At 67.2% G+C, this 26028-nt stretch carries 24 protein-coding genes; 12 read left to right on the top strand and 12 right to left on the bottom strand.

All coding sequences use genetic code 11. The features are described 5' to 3' along the window. Positions 1 to 113: 113 nt before the first annotated feature. From FFI87_RS02460 to FFI87_RS02450, 3 genes are all read right to left on the bottom strand, one after another. The gene (locus FFI87_RS02460) at positions 114 to 1913 is read right to left on the bottom strand and encodes a M61 family metallopeptidase (RefSeq protein ID WP_138848300.1); all 1800 of its coding nucleotides are present in this window, start codon (positions 1911 to 1913) and stop codon (positions 114 to 116) included. A 115-nt stretch (positions 1914 to 2028) separates the two neighbouring features. Further along, entirely contained in the window at positions 2029 to 2757 is a 729-nt protein-coding gene (locus FFI87_RS02455; protein WP_012363004.1) for a DsbC family protein, read from the bottom strand. A gap of 90 nt (positions 2758 to 2847) precedes the next feature. Then, positions 2848 to 4026, bottom strand: coding sequence for a UbiH/UbiF family hydroxylase (locus tag FFI87_RS02450; protein WP_138848301.1), 1179 nt, complete (start codon positions 4024 to 4026; stop codon positions 2848 to 2850). Positions 4027 to 4274: 248 nt separating this feature from the next. Between FFI87_RS02450 and ychF the strand changes: the two genes are divergently transcribed. Next, positions 4275 to 5369, top strand: a complete 1095-nt coding sequence (ychF, locus tag FFI87_RS02440) for a redox-regulated ATPase YchF (RefSeq protein WP_011655864.1) — start codon at positions 4275 to 4277, stop codon at positions 5367 to 5369. Positions 5370 to 5535: 166 nt separating this feature from the next. On the opposite strand, the gene gabP is transcribed toward ychF, so the two are convergent. The 3 genes from gabP to FFI87_RS02425 form a co-directional block, all read right to left on the bottom strand. Continuing rightward, a complete protein-coding gene (gene gabP, locus FFI87_RS02435; RefSeq protein ID WP_126227088.1) occupies positions 5536 to 6927 on the bottom strand; it encodes a GABA permease in 1392 nt (463 codons plus the stop codon). Positions 6928 to 7398: 471 nt separating this feature from the next. Continuing rightward, positions 7399 to 7743, bottom strand: a complete 345-nt coding sequence (locus FFI87_RS02430; RefSeq protein ID WP_138848303.1) for an MmcQ/YjbR family DNA-binding protein — start codon at positions 7741 to 7743, stop codon at positions 7399 to 7401. A gap of 102 nt (positions 7744 to 7845) precedes the next feature. After that, complete coding sequence (locus FFI87_RS02425) at positions 7846 to 9120, bottom strand: MFS transporter (protein WP_138848304.1); 1275 nt, start codon at positions 9118 to 9120, stop codon at positions 7846 to 7848. A 192-nt stretch (positions 9121 to 9312) separates the two neighbouring features. On the opposite strand from FFI87_RS02425, the gene gcvA reads away from it, so the two are divergent. From gcvA to ettA, 3 genes are all read left to right on the top strand, one after another. Continuing rightward, positions 9313 to 10230 carry a transcriptional regulator GcvA gene (gene gcvA / locus FFI87_RS02420; RefSeq protein ID WP_012362999.1) on the top strand — a complete coding sequence of 306 codons (918 nt, stop codon included), beginning with the start codon at positions 9313 to 9315 and terminating at the stop codon, positions 10228 to 10230. A 96-nt stretch (positions 10231 to 10326) separates the two neighbouring features. After that, on the top strand, positions 10327 to 10641 hold the full coding sequence (locus tag FFI87_RS02415) for a DUF3761 domain-containing protein (protein ID WP_012362998.1): 315 nt from the start codon (positions 10327 to 10329) through the stop codon (positions 10639 to 10641). Between the two features lie 189 nt (positions 10642 to 10830). Next, complete coding sequence (ettA, locus tag FFI87_RS02410; protein ID WP_041489753.1) at positions 10831 to 12498, top strand: energy-dependent translational throttle protein EttA; 1668 nt, start codon at positions 10831 to 10833, stop codon at positions 12496 to 12498. A gap of 129 nt (positions 12499 to 12627) precedes the next feature. Here ettA and FFI87_RS02405 read toward each other — a convergent pair whose 3' ends face one another. Genes FFI87_RS02405 through FFI87_RS02390 form a run of 4 tightly spaced genes read right to left on the bottom strand, consistent with a single transcriptional unit; the run spans position 12628 to position 15941 of the window. Beyond that, positions 12628 to 13251: an HAD family hydrolase gene (locus FFI87_RS02405; RefSeq protein WP_012362996.1), complete on the bottom strand. Its 624-nt coding sequence runs from the start codon at positions 13249 to 13251 to the stop codon at positions 12628 to 12630. Beyond that, a complete protein-coding gene (locus tag FFI87_RS02400; protein WP_012362995.1) occupies positions 13248 to 13799 on the bottom strand; it encodes a cysteine hydrolase family protein in 552 nt (183 codons plus the stop codon). Before FFI87_RS02400 ends, FFI87_RS02405 begins: the two co-directional genes overlap by 4 nt. Positions 13800 to 13854: 55 nt before the next feature. Continuing rightward, positions 13855 to 15669, bottom strand: coding sequence for an aminopeptidase P family protein (locus FFI87_RS02395; RefSeq protein WP_012362994.1), 1815 nt, complete (start codon positions 15667 to 15669; stop codon positions 13855 to 13857). Beyond that, positions 15666 to 15941 (bottom strand): hypothetical protein, encoded by a 276-nt coding sequence (locus FFI87_RS02390; protein WP_006755625.1) that lies wholly within the window; start codon positions 15939 to 15941, stop codon positions 15666 to 15668. The genes FFI87_RS02395 and FFI87_RS02390 overlap by 4 nt, the downstream gene beginning before the upstream one ends. A 171-nt stretch (positions 15942 to 16112) precedes the next feature. Between FFI87_RS02390 and FFI87_RS02385 the strand changes: the two genes are divergently transcribed. From FFI87_RS02385 to FFI87_RS02355, 7 genes are all read left to right on the top strand, one after another. Beyond that, entirely contained in the window at positions 16113 to 16874 is a 762-nt protein-coding gene (locus FFI87_RS02385; protein ID WP_138848305.1) for a response regulator transcription factor, read from the top strand. A gap of 26 nt (positions 16875 to 16900) precedes the next feature. Further along, positions 16901 to 18199, top strand: coding sequence for a glutamyl-tRNA reductase (gene hemA / locus FFI87_RS02380; RefSeq protein WP_138848306.1), 1299 nt, complete (start codon positions 16901 to 16903; stop codon positions 18197 to 18199). An 84-nt stretch (positions 18200 to 18283) separates the two neighbouring features. Beyond that, positions 18284 to 19366, top strand: coding sequence for a peptide chain release factor 1 (gene prfA / locus FFI87_RS02375; protein ID WP_006755622.1), 1083 nt, complete (start codon positions 18284 to 18286; stop codon positions 19364 to 19366). 7 nt (positions 19367 to 19373) lie between these two features. After that, positions 19374 to 20216: a peptide chain release factor N(5)-glutamine methyltransferase gene (gene prmC, locus FFI87_RS02370; protein ID WP_138848307.1), complete on the top strand. Its 843-nt coding sequence runs from the start codon at positions 19374 to 19376 to the stop codon at positions 20214 to 20216. A gap of 67 nt (positions 20217 to 20283) precedes the next feature. Further along, a complete protein-coding gene (gene grxD / locus FFI87_RS02365) occupies positions 20284 to 20595 on the top strand; it encodes a Grx4 family monothiol glutaredoxin (protein WP_006753626.1) in 312 nt (103 codons plus the stop codon). An 11-nt stretch (positions 20596 to 20606) separates the two neighbouring features. Next, positions 20607 to 21203, top strand: coding sequence for a UbiX family flavin prenyltransferase (locus FFI87_RS02360; RefSeq protein ID WP_006759426.1), 597 nt, complete (start codon positions 20607 to 20609; stop codon positions 21201 to 21203). A gap of 221 nt (positions 21204 to 21424) precedes the next feature. Continuing rightward, a complete protein-coding gene (locus tag FFI87_RS02355) occupies positions 21425 to 22216 on the top strand; it encodes a DODA-type extradiol aromatic ring-opening family dioxygenase (protein WP_012362990.1) in 792 nt (263 codons plus the stop codon). A gap of 111 nt (positions 22217 to 22327) precedes the next feature. On the opposite strand, the gene FFI87_RS02350 is transcribed toward FFI87_RS02355, so the two are convergent. After that, a complete protein-coding gene (locus tag FFI87_RS02350; protein ID WP_012362989.1) occupies positions 22328 to 23926 on the bottom strand; it encodes an APC family permease in 1599 nt (532 codons plus the stop codon). A 420-nt stretch (positions 23927 to 24346) separates the two neighbouring features. Between FFI87_RS02350 and FFI87_RS02345 the strand changes: the two genes are divergently transcribed. Next, a complete protein-coding gene (locus FFI87_RS02345) occupies positions 24347 to 24550 on the top strand; it encodes a cold-shock protein (RefSeq protein ID WP_006477070.1) in 204 nt (67 codons plus the stop codon). A gap of 102 nt (positions 24551 to 24652) precedes the next feature. On the opposite strand, the gene FFI87_RS02340 is transcribed toward FFI87_RS02345, so the two are convergent. Continuing rightward, the gene (locus FFI87_RS02340) at positions 24653 to 25903 is read right to left on the bottom strand and encodes an Hsp70 family protein (RefSeq protein WP_138848510.1); all 1251 of its coding nucleotides are present in this window, start codon (positions 25901 to 25903) and stop codon (positions 24653 to 24655) included. Positions 25904 to 26028 lie beyond the last annotated feature (125 nt).

Here is a 26028-nt window from a genome sequence, read left to right as displayed (position 1 = left end):
GAGTGACGCCATTGTGCGTGGCCGCATCGTCGCGAAAAAGCGGCTCAGGGGCGACGGATTGTTGCACCAGCAGAACAATCGATGGTCGCACCCCTAAAGCCGCTCGTGCAGGATCAGCCCTTCAGCCAGATTTCCCGGGACTTGCGCGCGGCGGCCGGTTTCGCGGCCGCCGTGAGCCGGTAGCGCATGACCTCAGGCCCGTCCAGCTTCAGTTTCGCGGTCCGCAGCTCGTCGCGGCGGAATGCGTGCACCTCGACCTTGTCGCCCGGCCGGTAGCGCGCGAGCAGCGTGTCGAGATTCGTGCCGGTGACGCGCAGCCCGTCGAGCGCGATCAGCGTGTCGCCGGCCGACAGCCCCGCACGATGCGCGCCGCCGCCCTCGTACACCGCCGCCAGCGTACAGTCCGCCCCGCCGCGCAGACGCGCGCCGATCGTCGGTTTCGCGGCCGCGCCAGCCGCGACCTCGGGCACGAGCGTCACGCCGAACGGCGCGAGCAAATCGGCGAGCGGCAGGTCGCGCGTGCCGTGCACGGCGTCGGCGAACAGTCGGCCAAGGGCCACACCCGTCGCTTCCTCGATCAGCGCCTCGACCTCGTCTTCCTCGACGCCCGCCTGCTTGCCGCGATAGAACTCGCGGCCGTAGCGCTGCCACAGCAGACGCATCACGTCGTCCAGCGACTTGCGGTCGCGCGTCTGCGCGCGGATCGCGAGATCGAACGCGAGCGCGACGAGCGAACCCTTCGTGTAATAGCTGACGATCGCGTTGGTTGCGTTCTCGTCCTGGCGGTAATACTTGATCCACGCGTCGAACGAGCTGTCCGCGACGCTTTGCTTCAGGCGCCCCGTGCCGCGCAGCACGCCGCCGACGGTACGGCCGAGCGCCGCAAAATAGTCGTCCTGCGACATCAGCCCGCTGCGCACGAGCATCAGGTCGTCGTAATACGACGTGAAGCCCTCGAACAGCCACAGCAGCGACGTGTAGTTCTCCCGCGCGAGGTCGTACGGCACGAACGCGGCCGGCTTGATGCGCTTCACGTTCCACGTGTGGAAATACTCGTGGCTGCACAGGCCGAGATACGTGCGATAGCCTTCCGTCGTTTCCGGCCGGCCCTTCACCGGCAGGTCGGTGCGGTTGCAGATCAGCGCGGTCGACGCACGGTGCTCGAGGCCGCCGTAGCCATCGCTGACCGCGAGCGTCATGAACACGTAGCGGTCCATCGGCGCCTTCCTCGATTTCGGCTCGAACAGCGCGATCTGCGCTTCGCACACGCGCTTCAGGTCGGCGCGCAGCCGTTCCATGTCGAGCTGCGTCACGCGACCGGCGATCACGATATCGTGCGGCACGCCGTGCGCGTCGAACGTCGCCAGCGCGAATTCGCCGATCGTCACCGGATGGTCGGTGAGCTCGTCATAGTTCGAGGCCCGATATGCGCCGAACCCGTAGCGCCTGGTGCCGCGCGCCTCGGGCAGCGACGTACCGACGCGCCACGTGCGGAACGCCGCGCCCGCCGGTTTCGCGATGTCGACTTCGCACGGTGCATCCTCGCGACCGGCGACGCTCAGGAACACGGCCGTCGCGTTGAAGAAGCCGCCCGATTCGTCGAGATACGCGGAGCGGACCGACAGATCCCACGCGTACACGTCGTAGCGCAGCGTCAGCGTGCCGCTCACCGGCGCCGCCTGCCACGTGTTCTTGTCGGTTTTTGCGATCCGCACCTTGCGGCCCGCGTCGTTGAACGCGGCGAGCGTCACGATGTTGCGCGCGAACTCGCGCACGAGGTAGCTGCCGGGAATCCATACCGGCAGCGAGAAGCGCTGGCCTTCGGGATCGGGATCGGTGACTGTCACCGACACTTCGAACAGGTGCGCGGCAAGATCTTTCGGGGCAATCGAATAACGGATCGGCTGGGTCATCGTGGCAATCGGTCGGAAATCGGACGGAATATGGCGGCGGAAACGAAGAGAGGCGCCGGCAGATACCACGGGCGCCCCTCGCTGGCCGGGCCATGCGGCCCGGCGTGCCGGTCGGTTACTTGCTCGACGCGAGCGCCTGATTCAGCTGATCGGCCGATACCGCGCCCGGCAGGCGACGGCCGTCGGGCAGGAAGATCGTCGGCGTGCCCGTGACGTTCATCCCGCGGCCGAGCGCGAGGTTCTTGTCGAGCGCGCTCGTATCGCAATTGCCGGCGCCGGACGGTGCGCGATGCTCGAGCATCCAGCCCTCCCAGCTTTTCGCGCGGTCGGTCGCGCACCAGATCGCCTTCGATTTCGTGGTCGAATCGGGCGACAGCACCGGATACAGGAACGTGTAGACGGTCACGTTGTCGACCGACTGAAGCGTCGTCTCGAGCCGCTTGCAGTACGGGCAGTTCGGATCGGAGAACACCGCGATCTTGCGTGCGCCGTTGCCCTTGACCACCTTGATCGCGTTCGCGAGCGGCAGGCTCGCGAAGTCGATCTTGTTCAGGTCGGACAGGCGCGCGTCGGTCAGGTTCTTGTGCGTCTTGGTGTCGACGAGATCGCCGAGCAGCACGTAGTCGCCGGCTGCATCGCTATAGATGATCTGCGTGCCGAGGTTGACTTCGTACAGGCCCGCGACCGGCGATTTCGACACGCTCTTGATCGGCGCGTCGCTGCCCAGACGCGCTTGCAGCGTGGCTTTCAACTTGTCGGTGGTCTGGTCGGCCTGCGCGGTGCAGCCAAGCGTCGCCATCGTGACGGCCAGCGCCAGCGATGCGATGCGGATCGTTTTTTTCATCCTGTTGTTCCTTCAGCTCAATCGGAGTGCACGTCACAGTGTACGCCGTAACGGAGCCCTGTCCGACAGGCCGGGCGCGCGAAGGTTCGATCAGCCGAGCGCGGCCGACACGAGCCAGCGCTTCACGAGCGGTTGCGCGCCGACGAACGCCATGCCCGCGTTTCGCACCGCCTTCGCGAACGAGCCGGGCACCGCGAACAGCCGCTGCAGCCCGTCGGTCGCGACCATCAGCGCGCGGATGTCCTCGCGGCGCGAACGCTCGTAGCGGCGCAGCAGCACCGTGTCGCCGAGGTTGCGGAAGGGTTCCTTGTTCGCGATCGCATCGGCGAGCGCCGCGACGTCGCGCAAGCCGAGATTCATCCCCTGCCCCGCGAGCGGATGGATCAGGTGTGCGGCATCGCCGACGAGCGCGACGCGCGGGGCGATCAGCTTGTCGACGGTCTGCAGCGCGAGCGGGAAACCGGCGGCCGGCGTCACGCATTCGAGCGTGCCGAGCTGCCCGTGCGACACGCGCTCGACTTCGGCCGCGAGTTGCGCGGGATCGAGCGCGAGCAGTTCGTCCGCGTGCGCGGTGTGCGCGGACCACACGAGCGACACGTGACCGTCCGGCAGCGGCAGCAGCGCGACGATCTCGCCGTCGCGGAACCATTGGCTGGCGGTCTCGCGGTGCGGAAGCGATGCCTTGAAGTTGGCGACGACGCCCGTCTGCCGGTAATCGCGCCGCTCGATCCTCGCCCCCATCTGGGAGCGCACCCACGAATGCGCGCCGTCCGCGCCGACCACGAGATCCGCTTCGAGCACTTGCCCCGACGACAGCGTGAGCACGGCCGCGTCGTCGCGCACGTCGAAGCCTTGTGCGCGCGCATCGAACCACGTGAGGTTCGGCTGGAACCGCAGCGCGGCGTCGAGCGACGTCTCGATCAGCGACGATTCGGCGATCCACGCAAGCTGCGGTACGGACGCCTGATAGGCGGAGAAATGCAGTTCCGCATGCGCGTCGCCGTACACCCGCATGTCGTAGACCGGCGCGAGCCGGCCATGGTCGAGCGCCTGCCAGACCCGCAGCCGCTCCAGCAATGCCTGCGAGCTGGACGACAGCGCGTAGATGCGCGTGTCGAACGCGAGATCGGCGGGGCGGGGCGCCGCCGGCTGGGCGAGCAAGGCGGTCTTGTAGCCGGACTGGGTCAGCGCGAGCGCGGCCGTCTTGCCGACGAGCCCGCCGCCGACCACGGCGACGTCGAAGGTGTGGTGGGCAGTCATGGCGGGCATTATAGCCGCGGGGCCAATCCCTTACGCGGCCGGACTTTGCGGGAAATCAGCAGAATCGCGGGCTGGCCCGGCGGCGGGGCGGCCCGTCGCATCGGGCGTTCGGGGGAAGGCCGGAAACCGGGGCGTCGGCACGGTACAATAGCGGCTTCGAACATCGGCCCGCCGCGCCCCAGGCGCCGGCCGTCCCTATTTTTCCCGCGCCGCCGCGCTTTGTCCGGCCGCGCCGCCTCACCGGTCCGAAGGATTCCATGAGCCTCAAATGCGGCATCGTCGGCTTGCCCAACGTCGGCAAGTCCACCCTGTTCAATGCGCTGACCAAGGCCGGCATCGCCGCCGAGAACTACCCGTTCTGCACGATCGAGCCGAACGTCGGCATCGTCGAAGTGCCCGACACGCGCCTGAAGGCGCTGTCGGAAATCGTGAAGCCCGAGCGCGTCGTGCCGGCCGTCGTCGAATTCGTCGACATCGCCGGCCTCGTCGCGGGCGCGAGCAAGGGTGAAGGCCTCGGCAACCAGTTCCTCGCGAACATCCGCGAAACCGATGCGATCACGCACGTCGTGCGCTGCTTCGAGGACGACAACGTCATCCACGTCGCCGGCAAGGTCAGCCCGATCGACGACATCGAAGTGATCAACACCGAGCTCGCGCTCGCCGACCTCGCCACCGTCGAGAAGGCGCTCACGCGCTACTCGAAGGCCGCGAAATCGGGCAACGACAAGGAAGCGGTGAAGCTCGCCGCGGTGCTCGAGAAGGTGCGCGCGCACCTCGACCAGGGCAAGGCCGTGCGCGGCCTCGACCTGTCGGACGAAGAGCAGGCACTGCTCAAGCCGTTCTGCCTGATCACCGCGAAGCCGGCGATGTACGTCGCGAACGTGAAGGACGACGGCTTCGAGAACAACCCGCACCTCGATGCGGTGCGCAAGTACGCGGAAAGCGAGAATTCGCCGGTGGTCGCGGTGTGTGCGGCGATCGAGGCGGAAATCGCCGATCTCGACGATGCGGACAAGGAAGCGTTCCTCGCCGACATGGGCATGGAAGAGCCGGGCCTCGACCGCGTGATTCGCGCGGGCTTCAAGCTGCTCGGCCTGCAGACCTACTTCACCGCGGGCGTGAAGGAAGTGCGCGCGTGGACGATCCACATCGGCGACACGGCGCCGCAAGCGGCCGGCGTGATCCACACCGACTTCGAGCGCGGCTTCATTCGCGCGCAGACGATCGCGTTCGACGACTTTGTTTCCTACAAGGGCGAACAGGGGGCGAAGGAAGCCGGCAAGATGCGCGCGGAAGGGAAGGAATATGTCGTGCACGACGGGGATGTGATGAACTTCCTGTTCAACGTCTGATAGGCGAATCGCGATGCCGTGCGATATGCACGGCGTCGCATGATGCGCGTCCGGCACGAAAAGCAAATGGGCCGATTGGCAAACGCCAATCGGCCCATTTTTCATCGCGGTGCCCGCTCCGCGAGCCGAAGGCGAGCACCATGCCCGCCTTCGGCTCGTCGGTTCATCAGGTCGCCGACACCCGCCGCCCCGCCCCGGCCCGCGCATCGCGACCGCGCTTGTTCAACCACGCGGCAAACAACACGATCAGCGCGAGCACGGCCGTCGCCCCCACTTCCATCCGGTGTTCCTCGCTGACGAACATCACGGTCAGCGTGCCGCAAATGAACAGGATCACCGCCCACGTGAGCCACGGGAACAGCCACATCCGCAGCGGCAGGTCGGCGCCGCCCGATTCGAGCGTCTTGCGCATCCGCAGCTGCGAGATCGCGATCACGAGATACACGAGCAGCGCGATCGCACCCGACGTCGCCAGCAGGAAGCCGAACACCTGTTCCGGCATCAGGTAGTTGGCGATCACGGTCAGAAAACCGAACGCCGTCGATGCGAGCACGGCCGCACGCGGCGTGCCGGTCGAATCGGTGCGGTGCAGGAACGCGGGCGCGTCCTTGCGCCGGGACAGCGAGAACAGCATCCGCGACGCGGTGTACAGCGCGGAATTCAGGCAGCTCGCGACCGACACGAGCACGATCACGTCGATGATCGCCTTCGCGTTCGGCACGCCGATCAGCTCCATTGCCCGCTGATACGAGCCGTGCTTCGGCAGCAGCGGATCGTTCCACGGCACGATGGCCGCGACGACGAGGATCGAGCCGAGATAGAACAGCGTGATCCGCCAGATCACCGAGTTCGTCGCACGCACGATCTGGCGTTGCGGGTTATCCGATTCGGCGGCCGCGATCGTCACGATCTCGGTGCCGAGGAACGAGAACATCGTCGTCAGCATCGCCGCGAGCACCGCGCCGGCGCCGTGCGGCATGAAGCCGTCATGCGCGAACAGGTTCGACACGCCCGACACGGCCGGGGCGGGAACGATGCCGACGATCGCCGCACCGCCGATGCACAGGAACACGACGATCGCGACGACCTTGATCAGCGCGAACCAGAATTCGAATTCGCCGTAGTTCTTGACCGAGAAGAGATTAGTGATCGTCAGCAGCAGCGTGATGCCGAGCGCGAAGATCCAGGTCGCGACGCCGGGGAACCACGCATTGAGAATGGTCGCGGCGGCCGTCGCCTCGATCGGGATCACGAGCACCCAGAACCACCAGTACAGCCAGCCGATGGTGAAGCCTGCCCAGTGGCCGATCGCGCGATCGGCATAGGTCGAGAACGAACCGCTGTCTGGATGCGCGACGGCCATCTCGCCGAGCATGCGCATCACCAGCACGACCAGCACGCCCGCGATCGCATACGCGAGGATCGACGCCGGGCCGGCCTCGGCGATCGCGTGGCCGGAGCCGACGAACAAGCCCGCGCCGATGACGCCGGCAATCGACATCATCGTCACGTGACGCTGCTTCAGGCCCGTGCCGAGGCCTGTGTTGCTTCCACTCATATGTCTCTCTCCAAAAAACGGTTCCGGTACGACCGGGGGTCTCGTGAAGGCGGCGCTGGGAGTTGTCGTTGTTGAATCCGGTAGCCCGCCGCGCGTGCGCGGCATGCGGGCAGAAAGCCGGATCGAGCCTGTTTCGGTCGGTGCGCGACGCAGTCTGCGAAGCTGCGGGTGCGATGCGGCACGCGGGGATGCCGGCACATCGCGTGCGCCCTGTCCGTCGGCTGTCGGTCAGCCGCCTTCGAAGCGAACGAGTGTAAGCATCAAACGGTTCTTCACTAAGAACCAATTGAAGAATTTCGATGGAACCACTTGTTGCATCGATATGAATCGATGCAACGGTTGGTCCGGTTGGCATCTCCTCGGCGCGCCCGCCGGGATCGGGCAATCGAAGGCGAGGCGGCTCCCCGGTATCGCGACGAACCTTCCGTCGAAGAGGTTCGTTCGCCGCCCTCAGGGCGTCGCGCCGGACGCTCAGTTCGCCGCGCCTGGCCCTTCGTCCCGCCATTTGGCCGGCGCGATCGCCTGCCATTCTCGCAGAAGCAGATTTTTCACGGCGTCGGGATGCGCGGCCGACAGGCGCACCAGCACGATGGGCCAGCCCGCGTAGTGGTCCGTCACGTAATAGACGTCGGGCTCCGATTCGATCAGCCACGCGCGCTCGTCGGGGCCGACGCCCTTCACGACGAGCGTGTCGCCGTCCTCGCGCAGGCGCGCGAGCATCTTGCCCTTCACCTTGAGCGCGGGCGTGCCGTACGACGTGCCCTCCTCGACACCGCGCCATGCCAGCGCGATCCGTCGCACTTCGTCGAATGTCACGATGCGCCTCCGTCCGTCGATGATCGACGCCCGCACACCGTAGCGGAAATCATGGATGACGCCTAGCCGCAAGTGCCTGGCCGCGCGGCCGGCGACGCGCGACTAGCGGCCGGCCGCCCGCGCCGCCAGCGGCGCGCGCCCGGTAGTGGCGACGATCGCGAACGCGATCGCATTGGCTGCCGCGCTGGCAAGGATCGGCACGAGATAGCCGCCGCCCGCGTCGTAGATGAAACCGGCCGCGGCGGGCCCGATCAGCGTGCCGAACGCAACGCTCGTGTACAGGATGCCGATGATCGCGCTCACGTTGCGGCCGCCGAAATAGTCCATCACGACGGCGGGCAGGACGGCGACCCAGCCACCGTAGAACACGCCGAACACAAGTGCGAACGCGGCGAGCGTCGCGACGCTCGCGGCACCGGCCCACGCAACGAGCGAGACGGCCATGCCCGCGAACATCGCGAGCAGCGACGCGCGGCGGCCGAAGCGATCGGCAAGGCCGCCGAGGAAGAAGCGCCCTGCGGTGCTGCCGACGCCGATCGCGCCGAGCAGCAGCACGGCCGTCGACGGCGCGACGTCATGATCAAGCGCGTACGGCACGAGATGCACGAACGGCACGAAGACGCCGAACGAGCACACGAGGCATGCGGCGTAGAGGCTCGCGAACGGCCGCGACATGACGGCCTCGCGCACGGTCGCGCCGGCGTGCAGAGCTGCGGCGGCCGCATCGGCTGCGGCAGCGCCTCCATTGCGGCGGCCGTCGCCGCCGGCATCGCCGTCCGGCAGCAACCCGCGCCCGCGCGGATCGTTCTCGATCAGCAACGACATGCCGACCCCGACGGCCGCCGCGATCACTGCCAGCGTGAAATAAGCACCGCGCCAGCCGACGTGCGCGATCAGCGCGGACGCGAGCGGCGGCATCACCAGCGTGCCGACGCCGATCCCGGCGACCGCGAGCCCCGACGCGAAGCCGCGCCGCCGCACGAACCAGCGTTGCACGGCACCGACGGCCGGCACATACGCGCAGCCGACGCCGAAGCCGACACCGAGCCCATATGCGACATAGACCTGCAGCAACGTATGCGCGGCACCGGCCGCGGCGAGACCGCCGGCCGTCAGCAACATGCCGGCGACGGCGAGCCGCCGGGAGCCGAAGCGATCGGCAAGCGGGCCGCTGACGATGCCGAAGCCGAAATACAGGAAGCCGGCCAGCGAGAACACGAGCGAGATCTGCCCGCGCGACGCGGCGAAGTCCCGCTGCAGCGATTCGACGAACGCGCTGAACGTGTACGCACTGCCGAAGCCGACGAACGTGACGGCGAACGCGGCCGCCACCACATACCAGCCGTAGAAGACGCGCGATGCGCGCGGGCCGCTCATGACGATGCTCCTCCCGGGTTCCGCCGGACGCCGCGCGGCGCCCGGATTGCCTCATGGATATAGTTGAACCATGTTGGTCGCAGCGGTCGCCGCAGTCAGTCGCGACGAATGCGATTCGATGCGAAAACGGTACTCGCGCGTACCCATTGCTTCAAACGATATTTCGTCGGCCTTTCACTTTAGAAAAACTGAATGAACCGTTCCCGCCTGCCGCCCCTCAACGCGCTGCGTGCGTTCGAGGCGGCGGCCCGCCACCTGTCGGTGAAATCCGCGGCGCAAGAGCTGTCGGTCACGCCCGGCGCGGTGAGCCAGATGATCCGCACGCTCGAGCGCCACCTCGGCGTGCAGCTGTTCGAGCGCGTGAACCGCGGCATTCTGCTGACTGCCGCGGGCCGCGACTACCTCCCGCCTGTGCGCAACGCGTTCCGGCAGATCGCCGACGCGTCGCAGCGCGTGGCGGGGGCCGCCGACAGCGGCGTGCTGACGGTGAGCGTCACGCCGTTTTTCGCGTCCGCATGGCTCGTGCCGCGCCTCGCGCAGTTCCGCGACGCGTGCCCGGACATCGACCTGCAGATCGCCACGAGCCATGCGCTCGCCGATTTCTCGCGCGACGGCGTCGACGTCGCGATCCGCCACGGTCTCGGCCGTTACATCGGCTTGTGCAGCGAACGGCTGCTGACGGTGGAGATCGTCGCGCTTGCGGCACCGGCCCTCGTCGCGCGGCTGGGCATGCCGGCCACGCCCGCCGACCTGGCCCGATGGCCGCATCTGCACGACGCCGAGCGCAAGGGCTGGCACATCTGGTTCGACGCGCAGCGGATCGACGATTTCGGTCCGCCGCGCGGCCCCGCGTTCGACGATTCCGGCCTGTTGCTGCAGGCGATTCTCGCCGGCCAGGGCGCCGGCCTGCTGCCGGCGGCGATGGTGCGCGACGAGCTCGCGAGCGGCCGGCTCGTGCAGCTTGCCGACATCGCGTGGCTCGACGACTTCGCGTACTACCTCGTCTATCCGCCGCATCACGCGGAACGCACGAAAGTCGCGGCGTTCCGCCGGTGGATTCTCGAGGCCGCGCAAGCCGACGGCGCGGCATCGATGACCGGCGCGGCGTAGCGTCGGCGCACGTCGGCGCAGCGGCACCGATCTTCAGCCGATCGGCTAACATGCGGCCCGGGATCGACAGCAGATAACAACATCCGGAGAGAGACCATGCCTGCCCAGCTCCGACGCGCGATGCGCATCGCGACCCTGTCCGCCGCGCTGTTCGCCGCGTGCGCCGCCGTGCCGCCTGCGGCGCACGCGTATCGCGCGTCACCCGGCTACGGCTACGGCAACGAAGCCGACCTCGACCGGCACGACACGTACCGCAATCGCGACGGCGACGCCGTCCATGCGCCGGCCCATTCGAAATCGGGCCGCGTGCCCGAGGGCGCGAGCGCGCGCTGCCGCGACGGCACGTACAGCTTCAGCCGCCATCGGCGCGGCACCTGTTCGGGGCACGGCGGCGTCGCCGCGTGGCTGTGAACGCGGGTCGGCCGAATGGCCGGCGCGGTGCCAGCGGCAGCCGGCGGCGAAGTACAATACGCGCTCGCGCCGCCAACCCGCGGCGACACCGCCGCGCCCCGCGCGGCACGCTCCGTACCGAATCACCCGACGCCACGCAGGCCCATGCGCCGCGAGGCAGTCTCAACCCATTCTGACTTTCACACCCAAATGGCCCAATACGTTTTCACGATGAACCGGGTCGGCAAGATCGTGCCGCCCAAGCGCCAGATCCTGAAGGACATCTCGCTGTCGTTCTTTCCCGGCGCGAAGATCGGCGTGCTCGGCCTGAACGGCTCGGGCAAATCGACGCTGATCCGCATCATGGCGGGCGTCGACAAGGACATCGAAGGCGAAGCAACGCCGATGCCGAACCTGAACATCGGCTACCTGCCGCAGGAACCGCAGCTCGACCCGACGAAGACGGTGCGCGAAGCCGTCGAGGAAGGCCTCGGCGACCTGTTCCAGGCGAACAAGAAGCTCGAGGAAATCTACGCCGCGTATGCGGAGCCGGACGCCGACTTCGACGCGCTCGCGGCCGAGCAGGCGAAATACGAAGCGATCCTCGCATCGAGCGACGGCGGCAGCCCGGAGCAGCAACTCGAAGTGGCCGCCGATGCGCTGCGCCTGCCGCCGTGGGACGCGAAGATCGAGCACCTGTCGGGCGGCGAAAAGCGCCGCGTCGCGCTGTGCAAGCTGCTGCTCGAGAAGCCGGACATGCTGCTGCTCGACGAGCCGACCAACCACCTCGACGCCGAATCGGTCGACTGGCTCGAGCAGTTCCTGGTGCGCTTCCCGGGCACCGTCGTCGCCGTCACGCACGATCGCTACTTCCTCGACAACGCGGCCGAGTGGATTCTCGAACTCGACCGTGGCCACGGCATTCCTTGGAAGGGCAACTACAGCAGCTGGCTCGACCAGAAGGAAGAACGCCTGAAACAGGAAGAAGCATCGGAATCGGCGCGTCAGAAGGCGATCAAGAAGGAGCTGGAGTGGGTGCGCCAGAACCCGAAGGGCCGCCAGGCGAAGTCGAAGGCGCGTATCGCGCGCTTCGAGGAACTGAATAGCCAGGAATACCAGAAGCGCAACGAAACGCAGGAAATCTTCATTCCGGTCGGCGACCGCCTCGGCAATGAAGTGATCGAGTTCAAGAACGTCAGCAAGGCGTTCGGCGACCGCCTGCTGATCGACAACCTGAACCTGAAGATCCCCGCCGGCGCGATCGTCGGCATCATCGGCCCGAACGGCGCCGGCAAGTCAACGCTGTTCCGGATGCTGACCGGCAAGGAACAGCCGGATTCTGGCGAAGTCGTGATGGGCCCGACCGTGAAGCTCGCGTACGTCGACCAGAGCCGCGACGCGCTCGACGGCTCGAAGACGGTGTTCGAGGAGATCTCGGGCGGCGCCGACGTGCTGACGGTCGGCAAGTACGAAACGCCGTCGCGTGCGTACATCGGCCGCTTCAACTTCAAGGGCGGCGACCAGCAGAAGATCGTCGGCAACCTGTCCGGCGGCGAACGCGGCCGCCTGCACCTCGCGAAGACCCTGATCTCCGGCGGCAACGTGCTGCTGCTCGACGAACCGTCGAACGACCTCGACGTCGAAACGCTGCGCGCGCTGGAAGACGCGCTGCTCGAGTTCGCCGGCTCGGTGATGGTGATCTCGCACGATCGCTGGTTCCTCGACCGGATCGCGACGCACATCCTCGCATTCGAAGGCGATTCGCAGGTCACGTTTTTCGACGGCAACTACCAGGAATACGAAGCCGACAAGCGTGCACGCCTCGGCGAGGAAGCCGCGAAGCCGAAGCGCCTGCGCTACAAGCCGATCAGCCGCTGAACGGCGCGGCCCGGGCACCCGGCACTGCGGCGACGCGGGGCCGGTGCCGACAGCGGCCGCCGCCGGATCGGCAAAATGAAAAAAGCGGGCCGCTGGCCCGCTTTTTTCATCCGGCTGGCGTTCTGCCGCCTACGCGAGCGCGCCCAGTTCGCGCAGGCGCGCCTCGGTCGCCGCCGCGCTCGTGTGATGAATGCCATGCCAGCCGAGCGCGGTCGCGGCCGCTGCGTTCTTCGCGTTGTCGTCGATGAACACGAGCTCGTGCGGCGCGATGCCCGGCAGATGCGGATCGATCCGCGCGTGCATTTCGCGATAGATCGCCGGATCGGGTTTCACGAGCTTCACGCGGCCCGACACGACGATGTCCTTGAAGCGCCGCAGCACCGGGAAGTTGTCCCACGCATACGGAAAGGTCTGCGCGGACCAGTTGGTCAACCCGAAGAGCGGCATCCCCTGCGCGTCGAGGCGGTCGACGAGCGCGGCGCCTTCGTCGAGCACGCCGCCGATCATCTCGTGCCAGCGTGCGTAGAACGCGCGGATCAGCGCCTCGTGCTCCGGAAACTTCGCGACGAGCTCGCTCGTTCCCTCGTCGATCGTCTGCCCGCCGTCCTGGCGGATCACCCAGTCCATCGCGCACACGTGCGTGAGGAACCAGCGACGCTCGGTTTCGTCCGGAATCAGTTGCCGGTACAGATAGTCGGGGCTCCAGTCGATCAGCACGCCGCCGAAATCGAACACCACGGCCTTGATCGTCATGCGAACTCCGTTGCAAGCACGTCCGCGAGCGGACGCGGGCGCACCGAGTTGCCCGACAGCGAATTGTTTTCCCACACGAAGTGATGATGCGCGACGATTTGCGCGGCCGACAGGTGCGTGCGCTCGTTCGTCGTGTGCAGATCGGAGACGACGGTCGTCCGATAGCCGAGCAGTGCCGCGCGGCGGGCGGCCGAATCGACGCAGAACTCGGTCGCATAGCCGCAGATCAGCACCGAACGGACACCGTGGCCGTCGAGCTGCGCGGCGAGCGGCGTGTCGTGGAACGAATCGCTCACCTGCTTGCGAATGCGCCAGTCGGCGCCTCCGACGATCAACGCCTCATGCAGTTCCCAGCCGGGCGTGCCGGGCACGATGTCGTCGTCCGCATCGCCGTCGTGCTGCACGAAGCATACGGGCGCGTGGGCCGCGCGCGCCGCTGCCGTCAGCCGGTTGATGCCCGACACGACGTCGTCGAGCCGGTACGCGGGCCTCGCCCGCTGCACCAGCCCGCGCTGCATGTCGACCACGATCACTGCGGTGTCTGCCATCGGTTGCCCTCCCGGTCATGGTCCGGCCGTCGTGCGGCCGGCATCGCGTGTTGCGTCAGATCGGCTGCGTGCGCGCGTCGAGCCACGCCTTCGCGTCGCCGCTCACGTGCCGGCCGACACGCTCGCGCACGGTCGCGTGATACGCGTTCAGCCACGCGCGCTCTTCTTCGTGCAGCATCTCGACGAGTACGCAGCGCGTGTCGATCGGGCACAACGTGAGCGTCTCGAACGCGAGGAAGTCGCCGAACTCGGTCTGCCCGCCTGCGCGGTTCACGACCAGGTTCTCGATCCGGATGCCCCATTTGCCGGGCCGGTACACGCCCGGCTCGATCGACGTGATCATTCCCTCTTCCATCGCCGTGTACGGCTCGGCTGGCGCATAGTGCGAGATGACCTGCGGGCCCTCGTGCACGTTCAGGAAGTAGCCGACGCCGTGGCCGGTGCCGTGGCCGTAGTCGAGCCCGGCCGCCCACATCGGCGCGCGTGCGATCGCATCGAGCATCGGCGAGCGGATGCCGCGCGGAAAGCGTGCGCGCGACAGCGCCATCATCGACCTGAGCACGATCGTGAAATCGCGGCGCTGGAGGTCGCTGAGCGTGCCGACCGGCACGACGCGCGTGATGTCGGTGGTCCCGGTCGTGTACTGGCCACCCGAGTCGACGAGCAGCAGGCCGTCGCCGGCGATCGTCGCGTGCGACGCCGGTGTTGCGCGATAGTGCGGCATCGCGCCGTTCGCATTGAAGCCGGCGATGGTGGCGAAGCTCGGCGACACGTAGCCGGGGCGCCGTGCGCGCGCGGCCGTGAGCTGCTCGTCGATCGTCAGCTCGGTGACGGTCTCGCGGTTCACCGCCTGCTCGAACCACGCGAAGAATTCGGCAAGCGCGGCGCCGTCGTGCTCCATCGTCACGCGCACGTGCTCGATCTCGGCGGACGTCTTGCGCGACTTCGCGAACGTCGACGGGTTCACCGCCTCGATCAGCTTCACGCCGGCCGGCACGGCCTCGAGCGTGCCGAACGTCACGCGGCGCGGATCGATCAGCAGCGACGCGCCGTCGGGCAGCGCCGCGAGCGACGCGTGCACGGCGTCGTACGCACGGACCTCGACGCCGTCCCGCGCGAGCGACGCGGCCAGCGCCGGCGATACCTTGCCGTCGGCGACGAACAGCGTCGCGCGATCGGCGCCGATCAGCGCGTGCGCGACGAACACGGGGTTGAAGTTGACGTCGGCGCCGCGCAGGTTGAACAGCCACGCGAGATCGTCGAGCGTCGACACGAAATGCCATTGCGCGCCCTGCGCCTGCATCGCGCGGCGCACTTCGGCGAGCTTGCTCGCGCGCGTCGTGTCGGCCTGCGGCGCCAGATGCTCGAACACCGCGTCGCCCGGCAGCCCCGGGCGCTCCGGCCAGATCGCGTCGAGCAGGTCGAGATCGGTGCGCAGCGCGATGCCGCGCGCGCTCAGCGCGGCAGTCAGCGCGCGCGCCGCCGTGACGCCGAGCACGGCGCCGTCGACGCCGACCGTCTCACCGGCCGGCACGTTCTGCGCGAGCCAGTCGACGTGGGGCGCGCTCTGCTGGCCGCCCGTCATCTTCATCAGCTCGACGCCCGTGCCGGCGAGTTCGGCCTCGGCCTGCACCCAGTAACGGCTGTCGACCCACAAGCCCGCGAAATCCGCGGTCACGACCAGCGTGCCCACCGAGCCCGTGAAACCGGACAGCCAGCGGCGCGCCTGCCAGCGCTCGGGCAGGTACTCGGACAGGTGCGGATCGGCGGACGGCACGAGATAGGCGGCCAGATCCTCGCGGACCATCGCGCCGCGCAGCAGCGCGAGGCGGGCCGGCACCGGCGAGACTTCGGGGAGACGGGCATTCATGATTTCACCTGAGCGCTTTCGCGACGGGCCGACAGGGCGACCGTCACGGCTACGGCGAGAAACGCGACACCGGTGCAGACCGGCCATTCGAGCGTTTCGCCATCGTAAAACAGTCCAGAGAGGTTGCCGGCCATGCGCGCGGCGGCGGCCCCTGCGATGCCGACCAGCACCACGATCCACCATGCCGGCCGGCCCGTGCGCCGCATCGGATGCAGCCACCGGCCGAACAGCCCGACGGCCGCTCCCAGGACAAGGATTCCAAACCAGTTCATTCGACGCCTTCTATAAATTCAGATTCGTCCCATAGGCGTGAACGTTGCCAGCGGCTAGCATCGATTCATCCATCGAACCCGAGACCAGCCGGGCGCCGCGAACATTCGAGTGTAGGGGTCGGCCCCACGTTATGGCAAGCGCGCACCGGCAGCCGTATTGAAGAAATCCTCATGCGAATCGCCCTGATCGATCCGGAGGCGCGTCATGCTGCGCTCCTGAACCGCCTGCTCTTCGCCGGCGGTCATGTGTGTCACGCGTTTCCGTCCAGCGCGGCGTTCTTCGAGTGGCTCGCCACCGATACCTGCGACATGCTGATCACCGGCAACTGGGCCGGCGATCAGCCCGCCGAGGAAGTCATTCCGCGCGCGCAGGCGATCCTGCCCGGGCTGCCGGCCATCGCCGTCATGCAGTTGCCGCGCGAAAGCGAGGTCGTGTCCTGCCTGCACGCAGGCGCCGACGATTGCCTTGTGCGCCCGGTGAGCGGGCCCGAGCTGCTTGCACGGGTCAATGCGCTGATTCGCCGCGCCGGGGTCCGGCGGCCGCCGAATCGCTCGCGCGAAATGTATGGAGAATACGCATTCGATGCGACCCATAGCCTCGTGCGCTTCGGCGACGCGGTCGTCGCGCTCACGCCGAAGGAGTTCCGCTTCGCGCAGTTGCTGTTCGCGAATCTGTCGCGGCCCGTATCGCGCGCCCATATCCTCGAAACCGTCTGGGCCTGCCGCCGCGACATGAAGTCGCGCACGCTCGACACGCATGCGTCCCGGCTGCGCAGCAAGCTGCAGCTGCTTCCGGAGCACGGCTACCGGCTTCTGCCGCTCTATGGCTACGGCTATCAGCTCGACCGCGTGCCGATCGAGCCCCCAAATTCGAGGCCACGCCACGCTGATGCCCGGTATGCCGCGAGTGAGGAAATCGCTGAAAGGCTATAATATGGGGCTAAACGATAGCCCTCGATATGCAACTCCTCACGATCGGAATTAACCACCACACTGCGCCTGTCGCCCTGCGCGAACGCGTGGCGTTTCCGCTCGAGCAAATCAAGCCGGCTCTCGTCACGTTCAAGAACGTGTTCCTCGGCCCTCACGCGCCCAATGCGCCGGAAGCGGCGATCCTCTCCACCTGCAACCGCACCGAACTCTATTGCGCGACCGACGATCGGGCCGCCCGCGAGGGGGCGATTCGCTGGCTGTCGGAGTACCACCGGATTCCCGTAGACGAACTCGCGCCGCACGTCTACGCGCTGCCGCAGTCGGAAGCGGTCCGGCATGCATTCCGCGTCGCGTCGGGCCTCGATTCGATGGTGCTCGGCGAAACACAGATTCTGGGCCAGATGAAGGACGCGGTGCGCACCGCGACGGAAGCCGGCGCACTCGGCACCTACCTGAACCAGCTGTTCCAGCGCACGTTCGCCGTCGCGAAGGAAGTGCGCGGCACGACCGAGATCGGCGCGCAGTCGGTGTCGATGGCCGCCGCCGCGGTCCGTCTCGCGCAGCGCATCTTCGAAACGGTGTCGGATCAGCGCGTGCTGTTCATCGGCGCCGGCGAAATGATCGAGCTGTGCGCGACGCACTTCGCCGCGCAAAACCCGCGCGAGCTCGTGATCGCGAACCGCACGGCCGAACGCGGCCAGCGGCTCGCCGAACGCTTCAACGGCCGCGCGATGCCGCTGTCGGACCTGCCCACGCGGATGCACGAGTTCGACATCATCGTGTCGTGCACCGCGTCGACGCTGCCGATCATCGGCCTCGGCGCGGTCGAGCGCGCGGTGAAGGCGCGCCGCCACCGGCCGATCTTCATGGTCGACCTCGCGGTGCCGCGCGACATCGAGCCCGAAGTCGGCAAGCTGAAGGACGTATTCCTCTACACCGTCGACGATCTCGGCGCGATCGTGCGCGAAGGCAACGCATCGCGCCAGGCCGCGGTCGCGCAGGCCGAGACGATCATCGAGACGCGGGTCCAGAATTTCATGCAATGGCTCGACACGCGCAGCGTCGTGCCGGTGATTCGTCACATGCATACGCAGGCCGACGCGCTGCGCCGTGCGGAAGTCGAGAAGGCGCAGAAGCTGCTCGCACGCGGCGACGATCCGGCCGCCGTCCTCGAAGCGCTGTCGCAGGCGCTCACCAACAAGCTGATCCACGGCCCGACGAGCGCGCTCAACCGCGTGAACGGCGCCGACCGCGATTCGCTGATCGACCTGATGCGCGGCTTCTACCAGCACGCGCCGCGCTCGAACGACCAGTCCGGCCACTAGCGCCGCCCGGTTGCCCTGCCGCCGGCCGCGAGCCGGCCTATCCTTTCCGAATACCCCTTTTGCCCGGGAGCGCCGCTCCACACCATGAAGACGAGCATGCAACGCAAGCTCGACCAGCTGTCTACCCGGCTGGCCGAACTGAACGACCTGTTGAGCCGCGAAAACGTCACGGCCGACCTCGACCAGTACCGCAGGCTCACGCGCGAACACGCGGAACTCGGCCCGGTCGTCGAGCAGTACGCGCTGTGGCGCCAGTCGCGCAACGACGAGACGGCCGCACAGGAACTGCTCGCCGATGCATCGATGCGCGATTTCGCCGAAGACGAAATCCGCAGCGCACGTGAGCGCATGGTCCGTCTCGAAGCCGAATTGCAGAAGATGCTGCTGCCGAAGGACCCGAACGACGACCGCAACATCTTCCTCGAAATCCGCGCGGGCGCCGGCGGCGATGAATCGGCGCTGTTCGCGGGCGATCTGCTGCGCATGTACCTGCGCTTCGCGGAGCGCCAGCGCTGGCAGGTCGAGATGATGTCGGAAAGCGCGTCGGATCTCGGCGGCTACAAGGAAGTGATCGTGCGGATCGCCGGCCAGGGCGCGTACTCGCGCCTGAAGTTCGAGTCGGGCGGCCATCGCGTGCAACGCGTGCCGGCCACTGAAACCCAGGGGCGCATCCACACGTCCGCATGCACGGTCGCGGTGATGCCGGAAGCGGACGAGATCGGCGAGGTCGAGATCAATCCGGCCGACCTGCGGATCGACACGTTCCGCGCGTCGGGCGCGGGCGGCCAGCACATCAACAAGACCGATTCGGCGGTGCGCGTCACGCACATCCCGACCGGGATCGTCGTCGAGTGCCAGGACGACCGTTCGCAGCACAAGAACAAGGACCGCGCGCTGAAGGTGCTCGCCGCGCGCATCAAGGACAAGCAGTATCACGAGCAGCACGCGAAGGAAGCGGCGACGCGCAAGAGCCTGATCGGCTCGGGCGACCGCTCGGAACGGATCCGCACGTACAACTTCCCGCAAGGCCGGATGACCGACCACCGGATCAACCTGACGCTGTACCGGCTCGAGGCGCTGATGGACGGCGATCTCGACGAACTGATCGGCGCGCTCGTGACCGAGCACCAGGCCGAACTGCTCGCGTCGCTCGGCGACACCGACTGAGGCCGCTATGCCCGACACCACCGCCGACGACCTGCTGCGCGCGTCGCCGCTCGACGCGGTCGATGCGCGCGTGCTGCTCGCGTACGCGCTCGGCTGGACCCGCACGCAGCTGATCACGCGCGGCGACGCCCCGCTCGAGCCCGCGTCGATCGAGCGCTACCGCGCACTCGAAGCGCGCCGCGTGGCCGGCGAGCCGGTCGCGCAGCTCGTCGGGATGCGCGAATTCTTCGGCCGGCCGTTCGATGTGACGCCCGACGTGCTGATTCCGCGTCCGGAAACCGAACTGCTCGTCGAAGCCGCGCTCGACGCGATCGACGGACGGCCGCATCCGGCCGTGCTCGATCTCGGCACCGGCAGCGGCGCGATCGCCGTGTCGATCGCTGCGGAACGGCCCGACGCACGCGTATGGGCGCTCGACCGGTCGCCGGCCGCGCTCGACGTCGCCCGGCGCAACGCGGACAAGCTGCTCGACGCGCGCCGCCCCGGCGGCCCGCTGCACTGGCTGCAGAGCGACTGGTACGCGGCGCTCGACCCGGCGCTCGCGTTCGACACGATCGTCAGCAACCCGCCCTACATCGCGCAGCACGATCCGCACCTCGCGCAGGGCGACCTGCGTTTCGAGCCGCGCGGCGCGCTCACCGACGACGCCGACGGCCTCAGCGCGATCCGCACGATCGTCGCAGGCGCCGGCGCTTTCCTGAAACCGGGCGGCACGCTCTGGATCGAGCACGGTTACGATCAGGCCGAAGCCGTGCGCGCGCTACTCGTGTCGCGCGGCTTCGTCGCGGTCGAATCGCTCGCCGATCTGGCCGCGATCGAACGCACGACCGGCGGCCGCCGGCCCGGCTGACGGCCGGCTCGCCCGGTTGAAATCCGCTATCATTTCGATCTAACGCCCCGCAAACGCAAGGTCAGTCATGGACACCCAACAACGTATCAAGCAAATCGTCGACGAAAACCAGGTCGTGCTCTTCATGAAGGGCAACGCGCAGTTCCCGATGTGCGGCTTCTCGGGCCGCGCCGTGCAGGTGCTGAAAGCCTGCGGCGTGGACCAGTTCAAGACGGTCAACGTGCTCGAGGACGACGAAATCCGCCAGGGCATCAAGGAATTCTCGAACTGGCCGACCATCCCGCAGCTGTACGTGAAGGGTGAATTCGTCGGCGGCTCGGACATCATGATGGAGATGTACCAGTCGGGCGAACTGCAGCAACTGTTCGCCGCCGCGTAACGTCCTTCCCGATGGCATCTCCCAGCGCGCCGCCACGCCGGCTGATCGTCGCGATCACCGGCGCCACCGGCGCGGTCTACGGCGTGCGGCTGCTCGAATTGCTGCGCGCCGCCGGCGGCGTCGAAACGCATCTGCTCGTTTCGAACGCCGGCTGGCTCAATATCCAGCATGAACTGAAGCTGTCGAAGGCCGAGGTCGAAAGCCGTGCGGATGTCGTGCATTCGGTGCGCGATGTCGGCGCGACGATCGCGTCGGGCTCGTTCGCGACCGACGGAATGGTGATCGCACCCTGCTCGATGAAGACGCTTGCGAGCGTCGCGCACGGGCTGTCGGACAACCTGATCACGCGCGCGGCCGACGTCACGCTGAAGGAACGCCGCCGTCTCGTGCTGATGGTGCGGGAAACGCCGTTCAACCTCGCGCATCTGCGCAACATGACCGCCGTGACCGAAATGGGCGGCATCGTATTCCCACCGCTGCCCGCGTTCTACGCGATGCCGAAGACGATCGAGGAACTCGTCGACCAGACCGTCACGCGCGTGCTCGACCTGTTCGCGCTCAGTGCGCCAATGACGACGCCATGGGCCGGCATCCGGCCCGCACAGTAAGCTGCTCGACGCGGCGCTTCTGCGTCGTTCCCTCGCGCATCTTCGTCGATTTTGTCGCCTTCCGGCTCGATCCGGCCATCTCCAGCACCGCCTGCCCGTCGCGCACGCGGAACTGTCCGCATTAACAACCAAGGCGATTCAATCAAATTCCCCGCAGCCGGTTTATCAATTTTTGGTACGCGCCTATAGTCACAGGCAAACCCTTCTGCAGGCTCCCCACCATGAACCGCTTGCCTTCGCTTTACCTGTCCCACGGCGCGCCGACGCTGCCGATCGACCCGTCGCTGCCGTCCGGCGCGTTCACGCACCTCGGTGCCGAATTGCCGCGCCCGCGCGCGGTACTGATGCTGTCCGCACACTGGGGCACGCAGCAGCCGGTCGCGAGCGTGGCCACGCATCCTGAAACGATCCACGACTTCCATGGCTTCCCGCGCGCGCTGTACGAGATCCGCTATCCGGCCCCGGGCGCGCCCGAGGTCGCCGAGCGGGCGGCCGCACTGCTGAACGCGGCCGGCATCGCGACCGCGACGACCGAGCACGGCCTCGACCACGGCGCGTGGGTGCCGATGTTGCTGATGTTCCCGGAGGCCGACGTGCCCGTCGCGCAATTGTCGATCCAGCCGCGCGCGGACGCCGCCCATCACTTCGCGCTCGGCCGCGCGCTGCGGCCGCTGCGCGACGAAGGCGTGATGGTGATCGGCTCGGGCCAGATCACGCACAACCTGCGCGCCGCCGATTTCGGCGCGGCGCCCGAGGATGCGGACCCGCGCGTCGCGGAATTCACCGACTGGTTCGAGGCGAAGCTCGCCGCGCGCGATGTCGACGCGCTGCTCGACTATCGCCGGCAGGCTCCGCACGCGGTGCTGATGCATCCGACCGACGAGCACCTGCTGCCGGTGTTCACCGCTCTGGGTGCGGCCGACGACGACTACCGGCTCGGCATCCAGTCGCTCGGCACGTATCAACGCGTGCTCGCGATGACGAACTACGTGTTCTCGAGCGCGGCGGCCTGAGTCCCCCGGCACCGGTACAATCGGCGCCCCAAACAAAAAGCCCGCCCGAGCATCGCTCGGACGGGCTTTTTGCGCTTTCCGCCACCGCCGATTCCGGTGGCTGGTCAGCCGTCAGACACCGACCCCTTCGAGGATCTCGTCATGCGTTTCGCGCTCGTCGAGATATTGGGTCCGGTAGCCCGTGTTCACGCCCCAGAAGTAGAACACCAGCGAGATCGCCGCGACGATCACCATGTCCCAGCCGTACGGCATCAGACCATGGCCGCCGAACTCCTTGCTGCCGATCAGCGACAGCACGGCCATCGTCGGCAGGTACGCGACCAGCCACCATGCGGCCTTCAGGTCGGCGCCCCAGCCACTCCAGCCCGACTTGGCCTGGAAGAAGAAGTACACCGGCAGCGCGACGATCATCAGCAGGATGATTTCGCCGGTCAGCGGCCACTTCGCCCAGTACAGGATCAGCGAGGCGCAGACGAACGCGAACGGTGCGATCAGCTTCATCAGCGGAATCGACAGCGGACGCTCGATGTCGGTCGCCGCGCGGCGCAACGCCATCAGGCTGATCGGGCCGGTCAGGTACGAAATCACTGTCGCCACCGAGATCACCGCCGCGAGCGAGCTCCAGCCGCGGAAGAAGAACAGGAAGATGAACGACACGAGCAGGTTGAACCACATCGCCTGGCGCGGCACGCCGTAGATCGGGTGCACGTTGCCGAACATCTTCGGCATCGTGTTGTTGCGCTCCATCGCGTAGATCATGCGGGTGGTCGTCGCCATGTAGGTCGTACCGGTACCGCTCGGGCTGACGAACGCGTCGACATACAGCAGGATCGCGAGCCAGTTCAGGTTCAGCGCGATCGCGAGTTCCGCGAACGGCGACGAGAAGTTGAAGTGCTCCCATCCCTTCGCGACGTCGACCGGATTCACCGAGCCGATGTACGCCATCTGCAGCAGCACATAGATCACGAGTGCGAGCAGGATCGACGTGATCACCGCGAACGGCACGCTGCGCGACGGATCGCGCGCTTCGCCGGCCAGGTTCACCGGGCTCTGGAAGCCGTTGAACGCGAACACGATGCCGCTCGTCGAGACCGCGGTCAGCACGGCCGACCAGCCGTACGGCGCGAAGCTCGCGTTCGATGAGGTGCCGAGGTTCTCCGAGTGGAAGCTCGCGAGCATCAGGCCGAGGATCGTGAGGCCGGGGATCAGGAACTTGAAGATCGTGATCGCGGTGTTCGCACGCGCGAAGGCCTTGACGCCCCAGTAGTTCAGCATGAAATAGATGACCACCAGCACGGCCGACAGCAGCAGGCCTGGTGTCGTCAACTCGCCGTTCACGAACAACGCGTGCGCCCATGGATACGGCCACGTGCTCATGTACTGGATCGACGCTTCCGCCTCGATCGGAATCACCGAGACGATCGCGATCCAGTTCGCCCATGCGCTGATGAAGCCCACCAGCGAACCGTGCGAGTAGCGCGCATAGCGCACCATGCCGCCGGACTCGGGGAACATCGCGCCCAGTTCGGCGTACGTCAGGGCAATCGCGAGAATCACGACCGCGCCGATGATCCATGCGCAGATCGCCGCCGGACCGGCGATCTTCGCGGCCTTCCAGGCGCCGAACAGCCAGCCCGAGCCGATAATCGAACCCAGTCCCGTCAGCATCAGTGCAAACGGGCCGATGTTCCGTTGAATAGAACTCTTCACATCCTCTCCTGTGTCTCAAAAAGCGTGGTCGGCCAGCTGTCCGGGATCGGCTCGGACAGCACCGCGCGCGTCATTTTGGGGGGAGGGATTACCCGATCGGGGCAACCCCTCCAGCGGCGCGTAGTTTAACGGTTGCACCTGCAAGATGGCGCCAAAATCGTTCGTCCCCTACAAAAAAGTCGCGTCGTTTGCAAGGTTTGTAAACCTGAACTCCGCAATAACCCTGAGTGTATGGAAATCCGGTTGACCGCGTGAGCGATTAGCCGTATAAACAACGTTGCAGGATTTCAAGCGGCGAGTGAATTGGTTCTTTCGTAGTTCGCCCATCAACGGTACTCCGGTTGGTCCTATTACCCCCTTCCTTGATTTTCCGCACCCCATGGGCCTCGGCCCCGTTTTATCTTTTTAGGAATAAGTAACATGGCAACCGGTACCGTCAAGTGGTTCAATGACGCAAAGGGCTTCGGCTTCATTACCCCGGAAGGCGGCGGCGACGATCTGTTCGCGCACTTCTCGGAAATCCGCGTCGAAGGCTTCAAGACGCTGCAAGAAAACCAGAAGGTTGAATTCGAAGTGAAGACGGGCCCGAAGGGTCTGCAAGCTGCGAACATCCGTCCGGTCTAAGTTCGGCGCGATTATTTCGTGTAAAAAAGCCCCGCTTCGGCGGGGCTTTTTGTTTTATGGCGCGGCAGCGATTCGGCCGCCGCCCGTCCGGCTAATCTTCGGTCAGCCGAACAGCCGCTGCGCGTGAATGCCGAGGCCCGTCGCGACGCTCGCGAGGCGATCGCCGAACACGGGCTGCGCGTCCGGAAATGCGCCGGCGAGCGCACCCGACAGAAACGCGAGCCCGGTCGAGCCGCCGGTGAAATACAGCGCGCCGAGATCGCGCGGCGCAACGCCCGCCAGCCGCATCGTTTCGCGCGCGGCGTCGACGATGCGCGCGGTGTCGTCGACGCTCGCCTCGACGAGGCGTTCGGCGTCGAACGCGATCTGCAGATCCTCTTCCACGTCGTTCAGGTCGATCATCGTCTCCCCGCCCGCCGCCACGCCGATCTTCGCCTCTTCCGCGCGTGCCATCAGCGCATGCCCGAGCCGCTGTTCGACCACGCGCGTGAGCCGGTCGTACTGCCGCCCATCCTGGTACAGGTGCTTCATCAGCTTCAGCTCGCCCAGCCGCTTCGGCGTGTAGACCGTGTTGATCAGGTGCCAGGTCGCCAGGTCGAAGTAGATCCGGTTCGGCAGTTCGCGCCCCTCGGGATCGAGCGCGCGATAGCCGAACGCCGGCAGGATCGCCGCCAGTTCGACGCGGCGGTCGTAATCGGTGCCCGCGACGTGCACGCCGTGGTGCGCGAGCACGTCGTCCTTGCGCTCGAGGCGCGCCATCCGCTCCGGCCCGACCCGCACGAGCGAGAAGTCCGACGTACCGCCGCCGATGTCGGCAACCAGCACGAGCCGTTCGGCCTGCTGGCGCGACTCGTAGTCGAACGCGGCCGCGATCGGTTCGTACTGGAAATGCACGTCGGTGAAACCGACCGACCGCGCGGCCGCTTCGAGCTGGTCCTGCGCGAGGCGGTCGGCACGCGGATCCTCGTCGACGAAGAACACCGGGCGGCCGAGCACCGCGCGGCCGATCGGCGCGCCCGCGCGTGCCTCGGCCTTGCGCTTCAGGTGCGTCAGGAAGCGCGCGATGATCTCCGTGTACGCCATCGCGCTGCCGTCGCCGAGATCGGTCGTGGTTTCCGCGAGCGGCGAGCCGAGAATGCTCTTCATCGAGCGCATCAGCCGGCCGTCGAAACCGTCGATATACGACGCGAGCGCGGCCCGGCCGTATTCGACCGTCTGCTCGTCGTTGTTGAAGAAGATCGCGGTGGGCAGCGTCAGGTGGTCGCCCTCGACGGGCGCGAGGCGCATTCCATCGCCGTCGGGCAGCGCCACGGCGGAATTGGACGTGCCGAAATCGATCGCGCAGTAAGTCATCGGAAGGTGCCGCAGCATGGCCGGCGCGGAAAACGGAAAGGACGGGCTTTTTAACATGAAGCCCGCCGGATCACAACCGGGGCCGGCCAGCGGTACGGCGCAACCGGCCCGGGGGCGCAGATGGG

Source organism: Burkholderia sp. KBS0801 (assembly GCF_005937855.2).
Lineage (GTDB): Bacteria > Pseudomonadota > Gammaproteobacteria > Burkholderiales > Burkholderiaceae > Burkholderia > Burkholderia ambifaria.
Note: the sequence above shows the minus strand (reverse complement) of the source record. Positions and strands in the feature narration are given on the sequence as shown.

Bases quoted from the DNA above. Each gene is read 5' to 3' on its own strand.
- FFI87_RS02345 (WP_006477070.1), top strand. From the start codon at position 24,347: ATGGCAACCGGTACCGTCAAGTGGTTCAATGACGCAAAGGGCTTCGGC.
- FFI87_RS02385 (WP_138848305.1), top strand. From the start codon at position 16,113: ATGCGAATCGCCCTGATCGATCCGGAGGCGCGTCATGCTGCGCTCCTG.
- FFI87_RS02400 (WP_012362995.1), bottom strand. From the start codon at position 13,799: ATGGCAGACACCGCAGTGATCGTGGTCGACATGCAGCGCGGGCTGGTG.
- FFI87_RS02415 (WP_012362998.1), top strand. From the start codon at position 10,327: ATGCCTGCCCAGCTCCGACGCGCGATGCGCATCGCGACCCTGTCCGCC.
- FFI87_RS02405 (WP_012362996.1), bottom strand. From the start codon at position 13,251: ATGACGATCAAGGCCGTGGTGTTCGATTTCGGCGGCGTGCTGATCGAC.
- FFI87_RS02355 (WP_012362990.1), top strand. From the start codon at position 21,425: ATGAACCGCTTGCCTTCGCTTTACCTGTCCCACGGCGCGCCGACGCTG.
- ychF (WP_011655864.1), top strand. From the start codon at position 4,275: ATGAGCCTCAAATGCGGCATCGTCGGCTTGCCCAACGTCGGCAAGTCC.
- FFI87_RS02360 (WP_006759426.1), top strand. From the start codon at position 20,607: ATGGCATCTCCCAGCGCGCCGCCACGCCGGCTGATCGTCGCGATCACC.
- ettA (WP_041489753.1), top strand. From the start codon at position 10,831: ATGGCCCAATACGTTTTCACGATGAACCGGGTCGGCAAGATCGTGCCG.
- FFI87_RS02425 (WP_138848304.1), bottom strand. From the start codon at position 9,120: ATGAGCGGCCCGCGCGCATCGCGCGTCTTCTACGGCTGGTATGTGGTG.
- FFI87_RS02460 (WP_138848300.1), bottom strand. From the start codon at position 1,913: ATGACCCAGCCGATCCGTTATTCGATTGCCCCGAAAGATCTTGCCGCG.
- gcvA (WP_012362999.1), top strand. From the start codon at position 9,313: ATGAACCGTTCCCGCCTGCCGCCCCTCAACGCGCTGCGTGCGTTCGAG.
- FFI87_RS02340 (WP_138848510.1), bottom strand. From the start codon at position 25,903: ATGACTTACTGCGCGATCGATTTCGGCACGTCCAATTCCGCCGTGGCG.
- FFI87_RS02455 (WP_012363004.1), bottom strand. From the start codon at position 2,757: ATGAAAAAAACGATCCGCATCGCATCGCTGGCGCTGGCCGTCACGATG.
- FFI87_RS02390 (WP_006755625.1), bottom strand. From the start codon at position 15,941: ATGAACTGGTTTGGAATCCTTGTCCTGGGAGCGGCCGTCGGGCTGTTC.
- gabP (WP_126227088.1), bottom strand. From the start codon at position 6,927: ATGAGTGGAAGCAACACAGGCCTCGGCACGGGCCTGAAGCAGCGTCAC.
- FFI87_RS02395 (WP_012362994.1), bottom strand. From the start codon at position 15,669: ATGAATGCCCGTCTCCCCGAAGTCTCGCCGGTGCCGGCCCGCCTCGCG.
- FFI87_RS02450 (WP_138848301.1), bottom strand. From the start codon at position 4,026: ATGCCCGCCATGACTGCCCACCACACCTTCGACGTCGCCGTGGTCGGC.
- hemA (WP_138848306.1), top strand. From the start codon at position 16,901: ATGCAACTCCTCACGATCGGAATTAACCACCACACTGCGCCTGTCGCC.
- prfA (WP_006755622.1), top strand. From the start codon at position 18,284: ATGAAGACGAGCATGCAACGCAAGCTCGACCAGCTGTCTACCCGGCTG.
- grxD (WP_006753626.1), top strand. From the start codon at position 20,284: ATGGACACCCAACAACGTATCAAGCAAATCGTCGACGAAAACCAGGTC.
- prmC (WP_138848307.1), top strand. From the start codon at position 19,374: ATGCCCGACACCACCGCCGACGACCTGCTGCGCGCGTCGCCGCTCGAC.